The 14,393-nt window shown below is 60.4% G+C and carries 14 protein-coding genes; 7 read left to right on the plus strand and 7 right to left on the minus strand.

Annotation, left to right across the window (positions count from 1 at the left end):
- The first annotated feature begins 2 nt into the window (after positions 1-2).
- Positions 3-842 carry an HlyC/CorC family transporter gene (locus tag PseAD21_RS03575; protein ID WP_102354530.1) on the plus strand — a complete coding sequence of 280 codons (840 nt, stop codon included), beginning with the start codon at positions 3-5 and terminating at the stop codon, positions 840-842.
- A gap of 15 nt (positions 843-857) precedes the next feature.
- Positions 858-2,381 (plus strand): apolipoprotein N-acyltransferase, encoded by a 1,524-nt coding sequence (lnt, locus tag PseAD21_RS03580; RefSeq protein WP_102354531.1) that lies wholly within the window; start codon positions 858-860, stop codon positions 2,379-2,381.
- Between the two features lie 123 nt (positions 2,382-2,504).
- Here the strand turns inward: lnt and PseAD21_RS03585 are convergent, their stop codons facing one another.
- Together PseAD21_RS03585 and PseAD21_RS03590 are read right to left on the minus strand one after the other, a co-directional pair.
- A complete protein-coding gene (locus PseAD21_RS03585; protein WP_102354532.1) occupies positions 2,505-3,272 on the minus strand; it encodes a YdcF family protein in 768 nt (255 codons plus the stop codon).
- 106 nt (positions 3,273-3,378) lie between these two features.
- On the minus strand, positions 3,379-3,702 hold the full coding sequence (locus PseAD21_RS03590) for a hypothetical protein (protein WP_102354533.1): 324 nt from the start codon (positions 3,700-3,702) through the stop codon (positions 3,379-3,381).
- Between the two features lie 255 nt (positions 3,703-3,957).
- Between PseAD21_RS03590 and leuS the strand changes: the two genes are divergently transcribed.
- The 4 genes from leuS (at position 3,958) to arfA (ending at position 8,637) form a co-directional block, all read left to right on the plus strand.
- On the plus strand, positions 3,958-6,564 hold the full coding sequence (gene leuS / locus PseAD21_RS03595; protein WP_102354534.1) for a leucine--tRNA ligase: 2,607 nt from the start codon (positions 3,958-3,960) through the stop codon (positions 6,562-6,564).
- 88 nt (positions 6,565-6,652) lie between these two features.
- Complete coding sequence (gene lptE, locus PseAD21_RS03600; RefSeq protein ID WP_102354535.1) at positions 6,653-7,258, plus strand: LPS assembly lipoprotein LptE; 606 nt, start codon at positions 6,653-6,655, stop codon at positions 7,256-7,258.
- A gap of 39 nt (positions 7,259-7,297) precedes the next feature.
- Complete coding sequence (gene holA, locus PseAD21_RS03605; RefSeq protein ID WP_102354536.1) at positions 7,298-8,335, plus strand: DNA polymerase III subunit delta; 1,038 nt, start codon at positions 7,298-7,300, stop codon at positions 8,333-8,335.
- A 137-nt stretch (positions 8,336-8,472) separates the two neighbouring features.
- Entirely contained in the window at positions 8,473-8,637 is a 165-nt protein-coding gene (arfA, locus tag PseAD21_RS03610) for an alternative ribosome rescue factor ArfA (RefSeq protein WP_102354537.1), read from the plus strand.
- 11 nt (positions 8,638-8,648) lie between these two features.
- Here arfA and PseAD21_RS03615 read toward each other — a convergent pair whose 3' ends face one another.
- Positions 8,649-9,587 (minus strand): halovibrin HvnA, encoded by a 939-nt coding sequence (locus PseAD21_RS03615; protein WP_102354538.1) that lies wholly within the window; start codon positions 9,585-9,587, stop codon positions 8,649-8,651.
- A gap of 230 nt (positions 9,588-9,817) precedes the next feature.
- On the opposite strand from PseAD21_RS03615, the gene PseAD21_RS03620 reads away from it, so the two are divergent.
- Positions 9,818-11,140 (plus strand): lytic murein transglycosylase, encoded by a 1,323-nt coding sequence (locus PseAD21_RS03620; protein WP_102354539.1) that lies wholly within the window; start codon positions 9,818-9,820, stop codon positions 11,138-11,140.
- 133 nt (positions 11,141-11,273) lie between these two features.
- Here the strand turns inward: PseAD21_RS03620 and PseAD21_RS03625 are convergent, their stop codons facing one another.
- From PseAD21_RS03625 to PseAD21_RS03640, 4 genes are all read right to left on the minus strand, one after another.
- A complete protein-coding gene (locus PseAD21_RS03625; protein ID WP_102354540.1) occupies positions 11,274-12,224 on the minus strand; it encodes an LD-carboxypeptidase in 951 nt (316 codons plus the stop codon).
- Positions 12,225-12,399: 175 nt separating this feature from the next.
- Positions 12,400-13,398, minus strand: coding sequence for a lipoyl synthase (gene lipA / locus PseAD21_RS03630; protein ID WP_160768663.1), 999 nt, complete (start codon positions 13,396-13,398; stop codon positions 12,400-12,402).
- A 25-nt stretch (positions 13,399-13,423) separates the two neighbouring features.
- On the minus strand, positions 13,424-14,071 hold the full coding sequence (gene lipB, locus PseAD21_RS03635) for a lipoyl(octanoyl) transferase LipB (RefSeq protein WP_102354541.1): 648 nt from the start codon (positions 14,069-14,071) through the stop codon (positions 13,424-13,426).
- The gene (locus PseAD21_RS03640; protein ID WP_025108694.1) at positions 14,071-14,346 is read right to left on the minus strand and encodes a DUF493 domain-containing protein; all 276 of its coding nucleotides are present in this window, start codon (positions 14,344-14,346) and stop codon (positions 14,071-14,073) included. The genes lipB and PseAD21_RS03640 overlap by 1 nt, the downstream gene beginning before the upstream one ends.
- Positions 14,347-14,393: the final 47 nt, after the last annotated feature.

Here is a 14,393-nt window from a genome sequence, read left to right on the forward strand (position 1 = left end):
CTATGAGCGAAGATCGATCGAGCAACGGGCAGAAGTCATGGCTGGGCAAACTGACCCAGGCTTTTGCCCACGAGCCGAAGAACCGTCAGGAGCTGCTTGAGCTGCTGCGTGATGCACATCAGAACAAACTGCTGGACAGCGAAGCGCTGGCCATCGTCGAAGGCGCCATCCAGGTGGCTGACCTGCAAGTACGCGACATCATGGTCCCGCGCTCGCAGATGATCAGCATCAAGGCGACCCAGACCCCTCGTGAATTCCTGCCCGCCGTGCTGGACTCGGCCCACTCGCGCTATCCGGTCATCGGCGAAAGCCATGACGACGTGATGGGCGTGCTGCTGGCCAAGGATCTGCTGCCGCTGATCCTCAAGGAGAACGGCGACAGTTTCAACATCAAGGATCTGCTGCGCCCGGCCACATTCGTGCCGGAGTCCAAGCGTCTGAACGTGTTGCTGCGTGAGTTCCGCGCCAACCACAACCACATGGCCATCGTCATCGACGAGTACGGCGGCGTGGCAGGTCTGGTGACGATCGAAGACGTGCTGGAACAGATCGTCGGCGACATCGAAGACGAGCACGACGTCGAAGAAGACAGCTACATCAAGCCGCTGCCCAGCGGTGACTTCCTGATCAAGGCCCTGACGCCGATCGAGAACTTCAACGAGTTTTTCGACAGCGAATTCTCCGACGACGAGTTCGACACGGTCGGCGGCCTGGTGATGAGCGCGTTCGGGCACTTGCCAAAACGCAACGAAACCACTGAAATCGGCGCCTATCGTTTCCGCATCCTGAACGCCGACAGCCGTCGGATTCATTTGCTGCGACTGACGCCAATCGCTCGGTAATCATTAAGGATAGAAATGCGCTGGACAACCCGCCCCGGCTGGCCCGGTAACCTGCTGGCCGTGGCGGCCGGTGCAATCACCACCTTCGCCCTGGCCCCGTTCAACATCTGGCCGCTGGCCCTGCTGGCGGTCGGCCTGTTCTACGCCGGCCTGCGTGAGCTGAAACCGCGTCAGGCGCTGGGCCGTGGCTGGTGCTTCGGTTTCGGCCTGTTCGGCGCCGGTACCAGCTGGATCTACTACAGCATCCACCATTTCGGTGGTGCCTCCGTGCTGCTGGCCGGGTTCCTGATGCTGCTGTTCACCGCAGCGATCGCTTTTTTCTTCGCGCTGCCCGCGTGGCTCTGGGCACGCTGGTTACGCCGCAACGAAGCACCGCTGGCCGACGCGCTGGCGTTTGCCGCGCTGTGGGTCGGCCAGGAGGCATTTCGCGGCTGGTTCCTCACCGGTTTCCCGTGGCTCTATTCCGGATACAGCCAGCTCGACGGCCCATTGTCCGGGCTCGCGCCGGTCGGTGGCATGTGGCTGGTGTCCTTCGTATTGGCCCTGACTGCGGCACTGATCTACAACGCACCGCGCCTGCTCAGCAGCGGTCGAAAAGGTTTTATCGCGGCTGGTTTGCTGTTGCTGGTCGGGCCGTGGGTTGCCGGCATTGCCCTCAAGGGTCACGCCTGGACCAGTCCGTCCGGCGCGCCGCTGACGGTTGCCGCGATTCAGGGCAACGTCGCACAAAGCATGAAATGGGACCCGGCCGAGCTCAACGCACAACTGGCGCTGTACCGCGACCTGAGCTTTCGCTCGAAGCGGGTGGACCTGCTGATCTGGCCGGAAACCGCTGTGCCGGTCCTCAAAGAGTCTGCCGAAGGCTACCTGAGCATGATGGGCACGTTCGCCGCCGAGCGTAAATCGGCGCTGATTACCGGCGTGCCGATCCGCGAAATGGTCCGCCACGAAAAACGCTTCTTCAACGGCATTACCGTGGTCGGCGAAGGCGATGGCACCTACCTCAAGCAGAAACTGGTGCCGTTCGGCGAATACGTGCCTTTGCAGGAGCTGCTGCGTGGCTTGATTGCGTTCTTTGACTTGCCGATGTCCGACTTCGCTCGCGGTCCGGCCGACCAGCCGTTGCTGCAAGCCAAGGGTTATCAGATTGCGCCGTTCATCTGCTACGAAGTGGTGTACCCGGAATTCGCCGCGGGCCTGTCGGCGCGCAGTGATCTGCTGCTGACGATCAGCAACGACACCTGGTTCGGCACCTCGATCGGCCCGCTGCAACACCTGCAGATGGCGCAGATGCGTGCACTTGAAGCGGGCCGCTGGATGATCCGCGCCACCAACAACGGCGTGACCGGGCTGATCAACCCGTTCGGGCAGATCACCGAGCAGATTCCGCAGTTCGAGCAGGGTATTTTGTACGGTGAGGTGGTGCCGATGCACAACCTGACGCCGTACCTGCAATGGCGCTCATGGCCGCTGATCATTGTGTGTGTGCTGCTGTTTGGCTGGGCGCTGATGGCGAGCCGGATGTCGAAAACCCTTTAAAGCCCCCCGACAATGATCGTTCCCACGCTCCGCGTGGGAACGCCGCCGGGGACGCTCCGCGTTCCGCTTCGGATGTGGCGCACAGCGCCACGGGATGCGTTCCCACGCAGAGCGTGGGAACGATCAATCACCGCGGTAGAACAACGAATACCCCACCTGCCCTACCGCCTCATTCAGCAACTGCCCACTCTGCCAGATCGACTTGAACTCCGGCAGCCAGCCACCAAACGGTCGCGCATTATCGGTCCCCAGAAACCCTACGGGGGCCGGCACCACTTCAAACCCAGCCTGCTGAAAACACCACACGGCGCGCGGCATATGCCAGGCCTGCGTCACCACCACGACGCGCTTGATGCCTTGGGGCAACAGGATATCGGCGCTGAGTCTGGCGTTCTCCCAGGTGGTGCGGCTTTCACCTTCCTGCCAGCGCGTTGTCACGCCGAAATCATCGCGCAGCGAATCGGCCATCAGCTTCGCCTCGGTCGGCGGCGTGCCGTAATGCAAGCCACCGCTGGTCAGGATCGGCAATCCGGAGGCCTTGGCCAGCCGCGCGGCATAGCGCTGACGCTCCAGGCCCACACCGGTCGGCTGATCCTCGCCCCAGGCCAGATCGCCGCGCTCACGCCCTGAACCCAGGACCACGATGGCATCGGCCCTTTGTGCCAGCGCCGTCCACGCATCGCGGGGCAGCGGCGGCTCACGTTCAAGCGCTTTGGCGCCCCACTGCACGACCACCGGCAGGCTCATCAGCCAGAAACCACCCAGGCCAATGGCAAAACACAGGCCGGCCAGCCGCGGCCGGGAGCGGCGCAGCCACCAGGCGACCAGCAACAGCAGCAAAAGAATGCCGGGCGGCAATAGAAGTTGTTTGATGAAGTAACGAAAAGGCATCGGGGCATCTCCAGAGATGCCCGAAGCCTAAGAGTGTTAATAAAGCGTTACAACCGATAGGTAGGATCCCTGTGAAAAAGATCCGTTTTTTTGACCTGCCATGCGCTTACTTGGCCTGTACAGAACGAACCTTGACGGGGTCTCTGCCGGGCGCCTTGTCCTTGAGCCAGATGACCTTGGCCGAATGTGCTGCATCGAGTTGCTTCACTGCCTGCGACAGGTATCCATGCGATTCACGTTCACTGCGATCCAGATAGGCCTTGACCAGTTTGAACTCGGCGGGGCTCAAGCCACGCAATTCCAGTTCCAGGGGGCGCTCATCGCGCAGCCGGCCAGCGGTTTTGGCAGCGTCCAGAGCCATGCCCAGACGATCCATCAACCGTTCGTACAACTCGGGTTTCGTCACGTTTTTTTGCCGTTGCTCCACCATCCCTCACCTCATTGAAGATAAGACTCACTCCCCAATTAGAGCTTAGCTTCGCTGCACAAACCGGCTGCACGCCGCGACCAACGGCCCTCGCCACGTTTTTAACCGGCCAAACAGCTGTAATCAGGGTTTCCCTAGGCCAAGCGCGGTCATGTATGCTACGGCGCTTCCTGTAATTCCACTTCCAGCTTGTCCGGTGCATCCCCGGATGGCGCGTTGAAGAGGATTAGGCCACCCCTATCCAGTACAAAAGTAGCCATGCACGAACAATATCAGCCCCGTGAAATCGAAGCCGCCGCCCAGTCGTTCTGGGACGAGCAAAAGTCCTTTGAAGTCAGTGAACAGCCAGGCAAGGAGACCTACTATTGCCTGTCGATGTTCCCTTACCCCAGCGGCAAGCTACACATGGGGCACGTGCGCAACTACACCATCGGCGACGTGATCTCCCGCTACCAGCGCATGCAAGGCAAAAATGTTCTGCAACCAATGGGTTGGGACGCTTTCGGCATGCCGGCGGAAAACGCCGCGATGAAGAACAACGTGGCACCTGCCAAGTGGACCTACGAAAACATCGCCTACATGAAGTCCCAGCTGCGCAGCCTGGGCCTGGCGGTGGACTGGTCCCGTGAAGTGACCACCTGCAAGCCTGATTACTATCGCTGGGAACAATGGCTGTTCACTCGCCTGTTCGAAAAAGGCGTGATCTACCGTAAAAACGGCACCGTGAACTGGGACCCGATCGACCAGACCGTTCTGGCCAATGAACAGGTGATCGACGGTCGCGGCTGGCGTTCCGGCGCGCTGATCGAAAAGCGCGAAATCCCGATGTACTACTTCAAGATCACCGCTTACGCGGATGAGCTGCTGGAGAGCCTCGACGAACTGACTGGCTGGCCTGAACAGGTCAAGACCATGCAGCGCAACTGGATCGGCAAATCCCGCGGCATGGAAGTGCAGTTCCCGTACAACATCGACTCGATCGGCGAAGAAGGCACGCTCAAGGTCTTCACCACCCGTCCGGACACCCTGATGGGCGCGACCTACGTCGCCGTGGCCGCCGAGCACCACTTGGCCTCGCTGGCCGCCAAGAACAACCCTGAGCTGCAAGCGTTCATCGCTGAATGCAAGGGCGGCAGCGTTGCCGAAGCCGACGTCGCCACTCAAGAGAAGAAAGGCCTGCCGACCGGCCTGTTCGTCGAGCACCCGCTGACCGGTGAAAAACTGCCGGTGTGGGTCGCCAACTACGTGCTGATGCATTACGGCGACGGCGCCGTGATGGCCGTGCCGGCCCACGACGAGCGCGACTTCGAGTTCGCTCACAAGTACAACCTGCCGGTCAAATCGGTGGTGCGCACCAGCTCCGGTGACACCAACCCGGCCCCGTGGCAGGGCGCCTACGGCGAGCACGGCGCGCTGATCAACTCCGGCGAGTTCGACGGCCTGGACTTCACCGGCGCGTTCGACGCCATGGAAGTCGCCCTGATCAAGAAAAACCTCGGTGCCTCGCGCACCCAGTTCCGCCTGCGCGACTGGGGCATCAGCCGTCAACGCTACTGGGGCTGCCCGATCCCGATCATCCACTGCAACACTTGCGGTGACGTGCCGGTGCCGGAAGACCAGTTGCCGGTGGTGCTGCCGGAAGACGTGGTGCCGGACGGCGCCGGTTCGCCGCTGGCGCGCATGCCGGAATTCTACGAGTGCAGCTGCCCGAAATGCGGCCAGCCTGCCAAACGTGAAACCGACACCATGGACACCTTCGTCGAGTCCTCGTGGTACTACGCCCGTTACGCCTCGCCACACTTCGAAGGCGGTCTGGTGGAAAAATCCGCGGCTGACCACTGGCTGCCGGTGGATCAGTACATCGGCGGTATCGAACACGCCATCCTCCACCTGCTGTATGCGCGCTTCTTCCACAAGCTGATGCGCGACGAAGGCCTGGTAAGCTCCAACGAACCGTTCAAGAACCTGCTGACCCAGGGCATGGTGATCGCCGAGACCTACTATCGTCGCGAAGCCAACGGTGCCTACACCTGGTTCAACCCGGCGGACGTGGAACTGGAGCGTGACAGCAAGGCCAAGGTCATCAGCGCCAAACTGAAATCCGACGGCTTGCCAGTGGAAATCGGTGGCACCGAAAAAATGGCCAAGTCGAAGAACAACGGCGTCGACCCACAGTCGATGATCGACCAGTTCGGGGCCGACACCTGCCGCCTGTTCATGATGTTCGCCTCGCCGCCTGACATGAGCGCCGAATGGTCCGACTCAGGCGTTGAAGGCTCGCACCGCTTCCTCAAGCGCGTCTGGCGTCTGGCTCAGGCCCACGTCACCCAGGGCCTGCCGGGCAAACTGGACGTCGCCGGCCTGAACGACGAGCAGAAGGCCGTTCGCCGCGCCATCCACCTGGCCATCAAGCAGGCCAGCCACGACGTCGGCCAGAACCACAAATTCAACACTGCCATCGCTCAGGTGATGACACTGATGAACGTGCTGGAGAAAGCTGCGCAAGGCACCGAACAGGATCGTGCGCTGATTCACGAAGGCCTCGAAGCCGTGACCTTGCTACTGGCGCCAATCACACCACACATCAGCCACGAGCTGTGGAACCAGTTGGGCCACGATGACGCGGTCATCGACGCCAGCTGGCCGGCAGTGGACGAAAGTGCTCTGGTGCAGGACAGCCTGACGCTGGTTATCCAGGTCAACGGCAAGCTGCGTGGCCAGATCGAAATGCCGGCCAGCGCGACCCGCGAAGAAGTGGAAGCGGCAGCCCGCATCAACGAAAACGTGCTGCGTTTCGTCGACGGCCTGACCATTCGCAAAGTGATCGTCGTGCCAGGCAAACTGGTCAACATCGTCGCCAGCTAAATTGGATTGAGCGCCAGGTCTGCCTGGCGCTCTGTAAAACCTTTCGGGCCGCAGGGTCGGCCCACATGGTTTCAAGGGGAGCAACACAATGATCAAACGCAATCTGCTGGTGATGGGCCTCGCCGTTCTGCTGAGCGCCTGCGGTTTCCAGCTGCGTGGCACTGGCACCACCGAACTGGCGATCAAGGAACTCGACCTGAGCGCCCGCAACGCCTACGGTCCGACCGTCACTCAGCTGCGTCAGGTACTGGAGTCCAGCGGCGTCAAGGTCTACAACGGTGCGCCGTTCAAGCTGTACCTGTCTGACGAGCAGGAAAACCAGCGCATCCTCAGCTACGCCGGCGCTGGCCGTACTGGCGAGTACCAGGTCAGCACCGTGCTGAACTACGACATCGTTGGCGAACACAATCTGAACCTGCTGAGCGACAAGCTTGAAGTGCAGAAGGTGTTCATCCACGACGGCAACAACCTTGTCGGCTCCGACCAGGAAGCTAACGACGCCCGCAATGAAACCCGTCGCGAGCTGGTTCAACGCATGATTCTGCGCCTGCAACAGCTGACTCCGGGTCAACTGCAGCAATTGCAGCAAGCGGCCAACGACCGGGCCAGAGCAGAAGCCGACGCGCTGAAGGCGGCACAGAAGGCTGAAGCGGAAACCCCGCGTCAGTCGCCACTCGAACTGCCGCAGCAGTAAGACGTACGGGGCGCTCAGGCGCCCCGTTCGCCCTTTCTTATGAAGCTCGCTCCCGCTCAACTCGGCAAACACCTGCAAGGTGCGCTAGCGCCTGTCTATATCATCAGCGGCGATGACCCGCTGTTATGCCAGGAAGCCGCCGACGCCATCCGCGGTGCTGTACGCCAGCAAGGCTTCGACGAACGCCAGGTGTTCGCCGCCGACGCCAATTTCGATTGGGGCACGTTGCTACAGGCCGGCGCCAGCATGTCGTTGTTCGCCGAAAAACGCCTGCTGGAACTGCGCTTGCCTTCAGGCAAACCCGGTGACAAAGGCGCTGCCGCGCTGATCGAATACTGCTCGCGCCCCGCCGAGGACACCGTGCTGCTGATCAGCTTGCCCAAGCTCGATGGCAGTGCGCAGAAGACCAAATGGGGCAAGGCGCTGGTCGAAGGTCAGCAGACCCAGTTCATCCAGATCTGGCCGGTGGACGCCAATCAGTTGCCGAGCTGGATTCGTCAGCGTCTGTCACAGGCCGGATTATCGGCCAGTCAGGACGCGGTCGAATTGATTGCCGCACGCGTCGAAGGCAACCTGCTCGCCGCCGCGCAGGAAATCGAAAAGCTCAAGCTGATGGCTGATGGTGGACAGATCACCGTCGAAACCGTGCAGGCCGCCGTGGCCGACAGTGCCCGATTCGACGTGTTCGGACTGACCGATGCCGTACTCAACGGCGAACCGGCCCATGCACTGCGCATGCTCGAAGGGCTACGCGGTGAAGGCGTCGAGCCACCGGTGATTCTCTGGGCGCTGGCGCGGGAGTTGCGCCTGTTAGCCAATATCTCGTTGCAGTACAGCCAGGGCACGCCGCTGGACAAGTGCTTCAGCCAGGCGAAGCCACCGGTCTGGGACAAGCGAAAACCGCTGATGAGCAAAGCCCTGCAACGCTACTCGGCGCCACGCTGGGCGCAGTTGTTGCTCGAAGCCCAGCGCATCGATGCGCAGATCAAGGGACAGGCTGCCGGTTCCCCGTGGATGAGCCTGAGTCGGTTGGCGTTGTTGATGGCCGGGCAGCGTCTGTCTTTGCCTGCTGAATAAAAGTAAAAGATCGCAGCGTGCCGCAGCGATCTTTTGATCTTTTTTCCTACACCTCGCCTCTACATCTGCCCTATAGACAGACGCCTGATATCGGCAGATTATTCGCCCCGTAACACCCACCCACCGAGAGATCCAGCATGAGCAAAAAGCCATCGAAACATGGCCCGAACAAGGCCAAATCCATCATCGCCCAACCCCTGTTCCGCAGCCGCCAGGAACGACCAACCAAGGGCAAAGGCAGCTACCGCCGCGAAGCCTTCCAGTCTAATAGCTGGGAGGCTTCTTGCTTTCTGGCTGCCTGAAAGTCGGGTCATTACTTTGTCTGATCCCCCTCCTGATAAACGAAGGTCATGCTTTCATCCAGTGTTCTGGGAAAGGTGGTCTTGATGATCGGAATCGAAATACCCGTCAGCTCCTTGAATCGACGCTGATCTATCTGGACGTCTGCCAAACCAGACTTGCCATCCCTCACGTAATAGAAAAACGCCTCGATCGGTAGCGTTTTCGCCAGACCCGGCGCCCAAGTCTTGAGTTTTACATCATTGGGGATTTCAAACGTTCTGGGCGATATCGCCCTGCCCCCGATCATTCCCTGATAAAAGTTCGGCCCTGCCAGGTTATTGGCCGCGTCCCTGACATCAAAACTGCATACACCACGGTAGTTGTGGCTCGTAGGGGCATATTTGAGATAGTTCGCCGCCCATTGCTCACCCGTACGAATATTCTGCGCAGCACAAGCTACCGTACCGGGGTTCCCCGCTATTTCACCGCATCCATTTGAAGTACGTAAGTCGGAACTTCCATCGATCGGGAAGAAACACAAAATCTCAATTTTTTCCTTTCCCGCCGGCAAGCTCAGAACCGGATAGAAAATCAGCCCCTTGTTATAGGTGAACGCCATACGCCGCATTTTGTAGTCGGAGCGAACATAGGAAAACGATGTTCCGCCCACCCTTATCGCGGTGGGGCTGGGGTCCCACACATCAAACCCGGCAGCCCGCGCTGTGCCTCGAAGCAAAATACCTGAGCAGAGGAATGCCGGCATGGAGTCGTTGCCACAGTTGACACGAGTATCGCGATAACGCCGGGTCAACTCAGCTGCCAGTTCAGGGCCGGTAGCGTTGGTAGCCATTGACTGCACCGAACTTGCCACTGCGATGTTGTTATCGACAGACGACTTCTGCTCAGTGGTTGATTGGGACGAACAGCCAGCCAGCACGCTTATTAAAATGGGTAACAGCAGCTTTTTCATCTCGATACCCTCGGTGGGTGTCAGCCGAAGCAATCAGCCACGAGATGCGAGTGAACCTCCGATAATGGTCCCTCGACAACTGTCAGATATGACAGTTGAACAGCATGCAAGGAAAGGAATAAGGTGACCCGCATACGGGTCTATCGCTGATCAAATACCCGTACCGAATCCCGATTTTCAGGGCCGGCATGTTAAGGTCTGTACCTGAATAGTATTCCCTGGAACTGTGCATGCCCTTTAGTCTTTCCCGTCGTTGGCCCGTTCGCCAACTGATCGCTGCCTCCAGCTTCATTCTGCTTGTCGCCTGTGCGGAAAAACCGACCGCCGCCGATGCGCAACCGTTACAGAGCGTCCCCGCAGTCACGGCCCCAGCGATCATCCCGCCGGTAGTGCCGTCCGGTGACAATCTTGATATCCAGCCGACCCAGACCTTTGCCGAGTGGCAGGCAGGTTTCCGCAAGGACGCCCTGGCCGCCGGGATTCGTGCAGATGTGTTCGACCGTGCCTTCGCCAATGTCAGCTTCGACGACAGCGTGATTCGCGCCGACCGCAGCCAGCCGGAATTCTCTCGTCCGGTGTGGGAATACCTCGACGGCGCCCTGTCGCCGCTGCGCGTGCGCAAGGGCCAGGCGCTGATCAGTCAGTACGCCGACATCCTGCAAAGCATCGAGCAGCGTTATGGTGTGGACCGCCAGGCACTGGTGTCGGTGTGGGGCATGGAAAGCAATTTCGGCCAGTTCCAGGGCACCAAGTCAGTGATCAACTCGCTGGCGACGCTGGCCTACGAAGGCCGTCGCCCGGGCTTTGCCCACGCGCAATTGATCGCGGCGCTGCAGATCCTGCAACAGGGTGATATCACCCCAGAGAAGATGTTGGGCTCGTGGGCCGGTGCGATGGGCCAGACCCAATTCATTCCGACCACCTACAACACCCACGCCGTGGATTTCGACGGTGACGGTCGCCGCGACATCTGGGGCAGCCCGGCGGATGCCCTGGCTTCCACCGCGCATTACCTGCAAAGCTCCGGCTGGCAGCGTGGTCAGCCGTGGGGCTTTGAAGTCCAACTGCCGAGCGGCTTCAACTACACCCTGGCCGATGGCGCGATGCGCAAGACCGTAGCCGAATGGCGCCAACTGGGGGTGATCCTGCCCAATGGCAATCAGGCCCCGGCCGGTTCGGAACAGCTGTCCGCAGCCCTGCTGCTGCCGGCCGGTTATCGTGGCCCGGCGTTCCTGATCCTCGACAACTTCCGGGCGATCCTCAAGTACAACAACTCCTCGTCCTATGCACTGGCGGTGAGCTTGTTGTCGGAGCGGTTCAATGGCGGCGGCTTGATCGATGGCAACTGGCCGAAAGATGACCTGCCGCTGAGCCGTACCGAGCGTATCGAGTTGCAGTCGCTGCTCAGCGCCCGCAATTACGATGCGGGTACGGCGGACGGGATTATCGGCGCGAATACGCGCAAGGCGATTCGCAGTGCACAGCAGTCGCTTGGCTGGCCGGCGGACGGGTATCCGACGCATAAGTTGCTGGAAAGCCTGCGGACCCAATAATGGGCAGGCTGTATGGCTGATGACGCCTTCGCGAGCAAGCCCGCTCCCACAGTTGACCGAGTTCCAGCATAAGAACAGGGTCGAATGTGGGAGGGGGCTTGCTCCCGAAGACTGACTATCAGGCAATAAACCTTTAAGCCTTGATCACCACATCCTGCTCCAGCATCAATTCCTGCTTCCCGGCATCCAGCCGCACCAGCGCCCCCAGCGGTAGCGTCAGGTTCGGATCACAGTGCCCGCTACGCCATCCCGACAACACCGGAATCCGCAACGGTTCGAAAGTCTGTTTGAGCAAGCGGTTCAATGCCACGACATCCACGCCTGCCATGTCCCCCACCAACACGCCACGCAATTTGGCCAACTTGCCAGCCAGACGCATCTGCGTCAGCAAGCGGTCAATGCGATACAGCGGCTCGTTGATGTCCTCGATGAGCAAAATCACCCCTTCAACATCAATTTCATAAGGCGTGCCCAAGGTAGCGGCGATCATCGCCAGATTACCGCCGAGCAAGCGCCCGTGGGCGATACCGGGCTCGACCGTGGTCAACGGATAAGCCACTGGATGGCTCAGCACACTCCCCGCTTTCAATTGCCCGCGCAGCATGGCGAAGAATGAGCTGACGGTCGGCGGCTCCTTGTCGCCCAGCAGGTCGGCGTTGAGCAGCGGCCCGTGAAAGGTCACGAATCCGGCATAACGACTGATAGCCAGGTGCAGCGCGGTGATATCGCTGTAGCCAACGAATGGCTTGGCGTTGCGGCTCAGCAGGTCGTAGTCGATCCGGTCGAGCAAGCGCGGCGTGCCGTAGCCGCCACGCAGGCAAATGATGGCGTCGACTTCAGGATCAGCGAACGCCGCGTGCAGATCGCGCAGTCGAACTTCGTCACTGCCGGCCAGGTAGCCGTCCTTCTCGTAGACACCGGGAAACACCTTCAGCCCATAACCACGGGCGCGCATCCATCGCATCGCCTCATCGGTGTCCAGAGCGCCGGGGCCGGCAGGCGCGATGACGCCAATCAGCCCTTCCGAGCGCAACGCGGGCACCGCTCTGTGCGGACAAAGTGTGTGGGTCGGTCGAACAGTCATCCTTGGATCTCCGTGCGTAAAATCTTGCTCACACAGTAGTCAGGAACGGCGACAAACAGAAGAGGCTACATGCCCCCGCTGGTTGCGGGAAAAATAAGCACCTGCCGTAGGACAGGCAAAAAAATGCCCGCCAGACATTGAAATCTCGGCGGGCATTCTTTCATTCAGCGCGGGATCAGGAACCCAGCAGCTCGGCTTTGACCAGTTTCGCTTGCTCGTCGGCGTGGTACGACGAACGTACCAGCGGGCCGGAAGCGACGTTCTTGAAGCCCATCTTGTAACCTTCCTCGGCGAACCAGGCGAAGGTGTCCGGGTGTACGAAACGCTGCACCGGCAAGTGGCTGCGGGACGGTTGCAGGTACTGGCCGAGGGTCAGCATGTCGATGTCGTGCTCGCGCATGCGCTTCATGACTTCGATGACTTCCTCGTCAGTCTCGCCCAGGCCCAGCATCAGGCCGGATTTGGTCGGAATGTGCGGCATCATCTGCTTGAAGCGTTGCAGCAGGGTCAGCGACCACTGGTAGTCCGAACCCGGACGCGCAGCCTTGTACAGGCGTGGCACGGTTTCCAGGTTGTGGTTGAACACATCCGGCGGCTCGGCGGCGGTGATTTCCAGGGCGATGTCCATGCGGCCACGGTAGTCCGGGACCAGGGTTTCCAACTGCACGTTCGGCGACAGCTTGCGGATTTCGCGGATGCAGTCGGCAAAGTGCTGGGCACCGCCGTCGCGCAGGTCATCGCGGTCAACCGAGGTGATCACCACGTACTTGAGCTTCAGGTCGGCGATGGCGATCGCCAGACTTTCCGGCTCGTTGACGTCCAGTGGCTTCGGACGGCCGTGGCCGACGTCGCAGAACGGGCAGCGACGGGTACAGATGTCGCCCATGATCATGAAGGTCGCGGTGCCACCGGAGAAGCACTCACCCAGGTTCGGGCAGGACGCTTCTTCGCAGACGCTGTGCAGTTTGTGCTTGCGCAGCAGGCTCTTGATCCGGTCGACTTCCGGTGAAACCGGGATGCGTACGCGAATCCAGTCAGGCTTCTTCGGCAGTTCGGTGGTCGGAATGATCTTTACCGGGATGCGTGCAACCTTCTCGGCGCCGCGCAGCTTGACGCCGGCTTCAACCTTGGGACGCGGGGCCGGGCGCTCGGTCACGTCGAGCGTCGGGATCATGGTTTGCACTGCATCAGTAGTCATATCAGTCGATTCCGCCCGTCAGGGTCGTCTGCTCAGCATAGTCGAGGTGTTTGACGAGCTGCGCACGCAGCCGGGCACTTACCTCGGCAAATTCAATCGATCCTGCGTGATCGCTCAGCTGGGTCATCGCCAGCCCGGCATAGCCGCAGGGATTAATTCGTCGAAACGGTTCCAGGTTCATATCCACGTTCAGGGCCAGGCCATGAAAGGAACAACCGTGGCGAATCCGCAAACCCAGAGAAGCGATTTTCGCTCCATCGACGTAGACGCCGGGAGCATCTGGTTTGGCTGCAGCGGTCACGCCGTAGCTGGCCAAAAGTTCGATCAGGCACTGCTCCATGCGCGTGACCAGATCTCGTACGCCGAAACCCAGCTTGCGTACGTCCAGCAACAGATAGGCCACCAGTTGGCCGGGGCCATGATAGGTCACCTGCCCGCCGCGATCGACCTGTACCACCGGGATATCACCCGGCAGCAGCAGGTGTTCGGCCTTGCCGGCCTGGCCCTGGGTGAACACCGCAGGGTGCTCGACCAGCCAGATTTCGTCGGCGGCATTGCTGCCGCGTTCGTTGGTGAAGCGTTGCATGGCATGCCAGACCGGCTCGTAAGCCATCTGGCCAAGTTCGCGAAAGCCCAGCGTGCCCGGCATCACAACACCATGTGTACGAAACCGGTCGCCCGCAGTTCGCTGTTGATGTTGTACAGCTGATCCTGGTCGGTCGCGACGATGTGCAACTGGATAGTAGTGTACTTGCCGTTGGTGCTTTGGCGCTCGTCGACACGCTCATCGTTGATGGTCGCGAATTTCTTCACAATCTCGATGATCTTGTCCTTGTGACCCACACCCGTATCGCTGATTACCTTAACCGGATAATCAACCTGAGGAAATTCGATCTTTGGCGCCTTTACTTCGGTATCGGTCATGGCGTAACGGCCTCGTAAGCGTAAGCCGTGGTAACGCACATGGCCCC

It is taken from the genome of Pseudomonas sp. AD21, assembly GCF_002878485.1.
In the GTDB taxonomy this organism is placed as follows: domain Bacteria; phylum Pseudomonadota; class Gammaproteobacteria; order Pseudomonadales; family Pseudomonadaceae; genus Aquipseudomonas.

Excerpts from the sequence above, each read along its gene's own strand:
- PseAD21_RS03575 (WP_102354530.1), top strand. The coding sequence starts at position 3 with ATGAGCGAAGATCGATCGAGCAACGGGCAGAAGTCATGGCTGGGCAAA.
- lnt (WP_102354531.1), top strand. The coding sequence starts at position 858 with ATGCGCTGGACAACCCGCCCCGGCTGGCCCGGTAACCTGCTGGCCGTG.
- PseAD21_RS03585 (WP_102354532.1), bottom strand. The coding sequence starts at position 3,272 with ATGCCTTTTCGTTACTTCATCAAACAACTTCTATTGCCGCCCGGCATT.
- PseAD21_RS03590 (WP_102354533.1), bottom strand. The coding sequence starts at position 3,702 with ATGGTGGAGCAACGGCAAAAAAACGTGACGAAACCCGAGTTGTACGAA.
- leuS (WP_102354534.1), top strand. The coding sequence starts at position 3,958 with ATGCACGAACAATATCAGCCCCGTGAAATCGAAGCCGCCGCCCAGTCG.
- lptE (WP_102354535.1), top strand. The coding sequence starts at position 6,653 with ATGATCAAACGCAATCTGCTGGTGATGGGCCTCGCCGTTCTGCTGAGC.
- holA (WP_102354536.1), top strand. The coding sequence starts at position 7,298 with ATGAAGCTCGCTCCCGCTCAACTCGGCAAACACCTGCAAGGTGCGCTA.
- arfA (WP_102354537.1), top strand. The coding sequence starts at position 8,473 with ATGAGCAAAAAGCCATCGAAACATGGCCCGAACAAGGCCAAATCCATC.
- PseAD21_RS03615 (WP_102354538.1), bottom strand. The coding sequence starts at position 9,587 with ATGAAAAAGCTGCTGTTACCCATTTTAATAAGCGTGCTGGCTGGCTGT.
- PseAD21_RS03620 (WP_102354539.1), top strand. The coding sequence starts at position 9,818 with ATGCCCTTTAGTCTTTCCCGTCGTTGGCCCGTTCGCCAACTGATCGCT.
- PseAD21_RS03625 (WP_102354540.1), bottom strand. The coding sequence starts at position 12,224 with ATGACTGTTCGACCGACCCACACACTTTGTCCGCACAGAGCGGTGCCC.
- lipA (WP_160768663.1), bottom strand. The coding sequence starts at position 13,398 with ATGATCCCGACGCTCGACGTGACCGAGCGCCCGGCCCCGCGTCCCAAG.
- lipB (WP_102354541.1), bottom strand. The coding sequence starts at position 14,071 with ATGCCGGGCACGCTGGGCTTTCGCGAACTTGGCCAGATGGCTTACGAG.
- PseAD21_RS03640 (WP_025108694.1), bottom strand. The coding sequence starts at position 14,346 with ATGACCGATACCGAAGTAAAGGCGCCAAAGATCGAATTTCCTCAGGTT.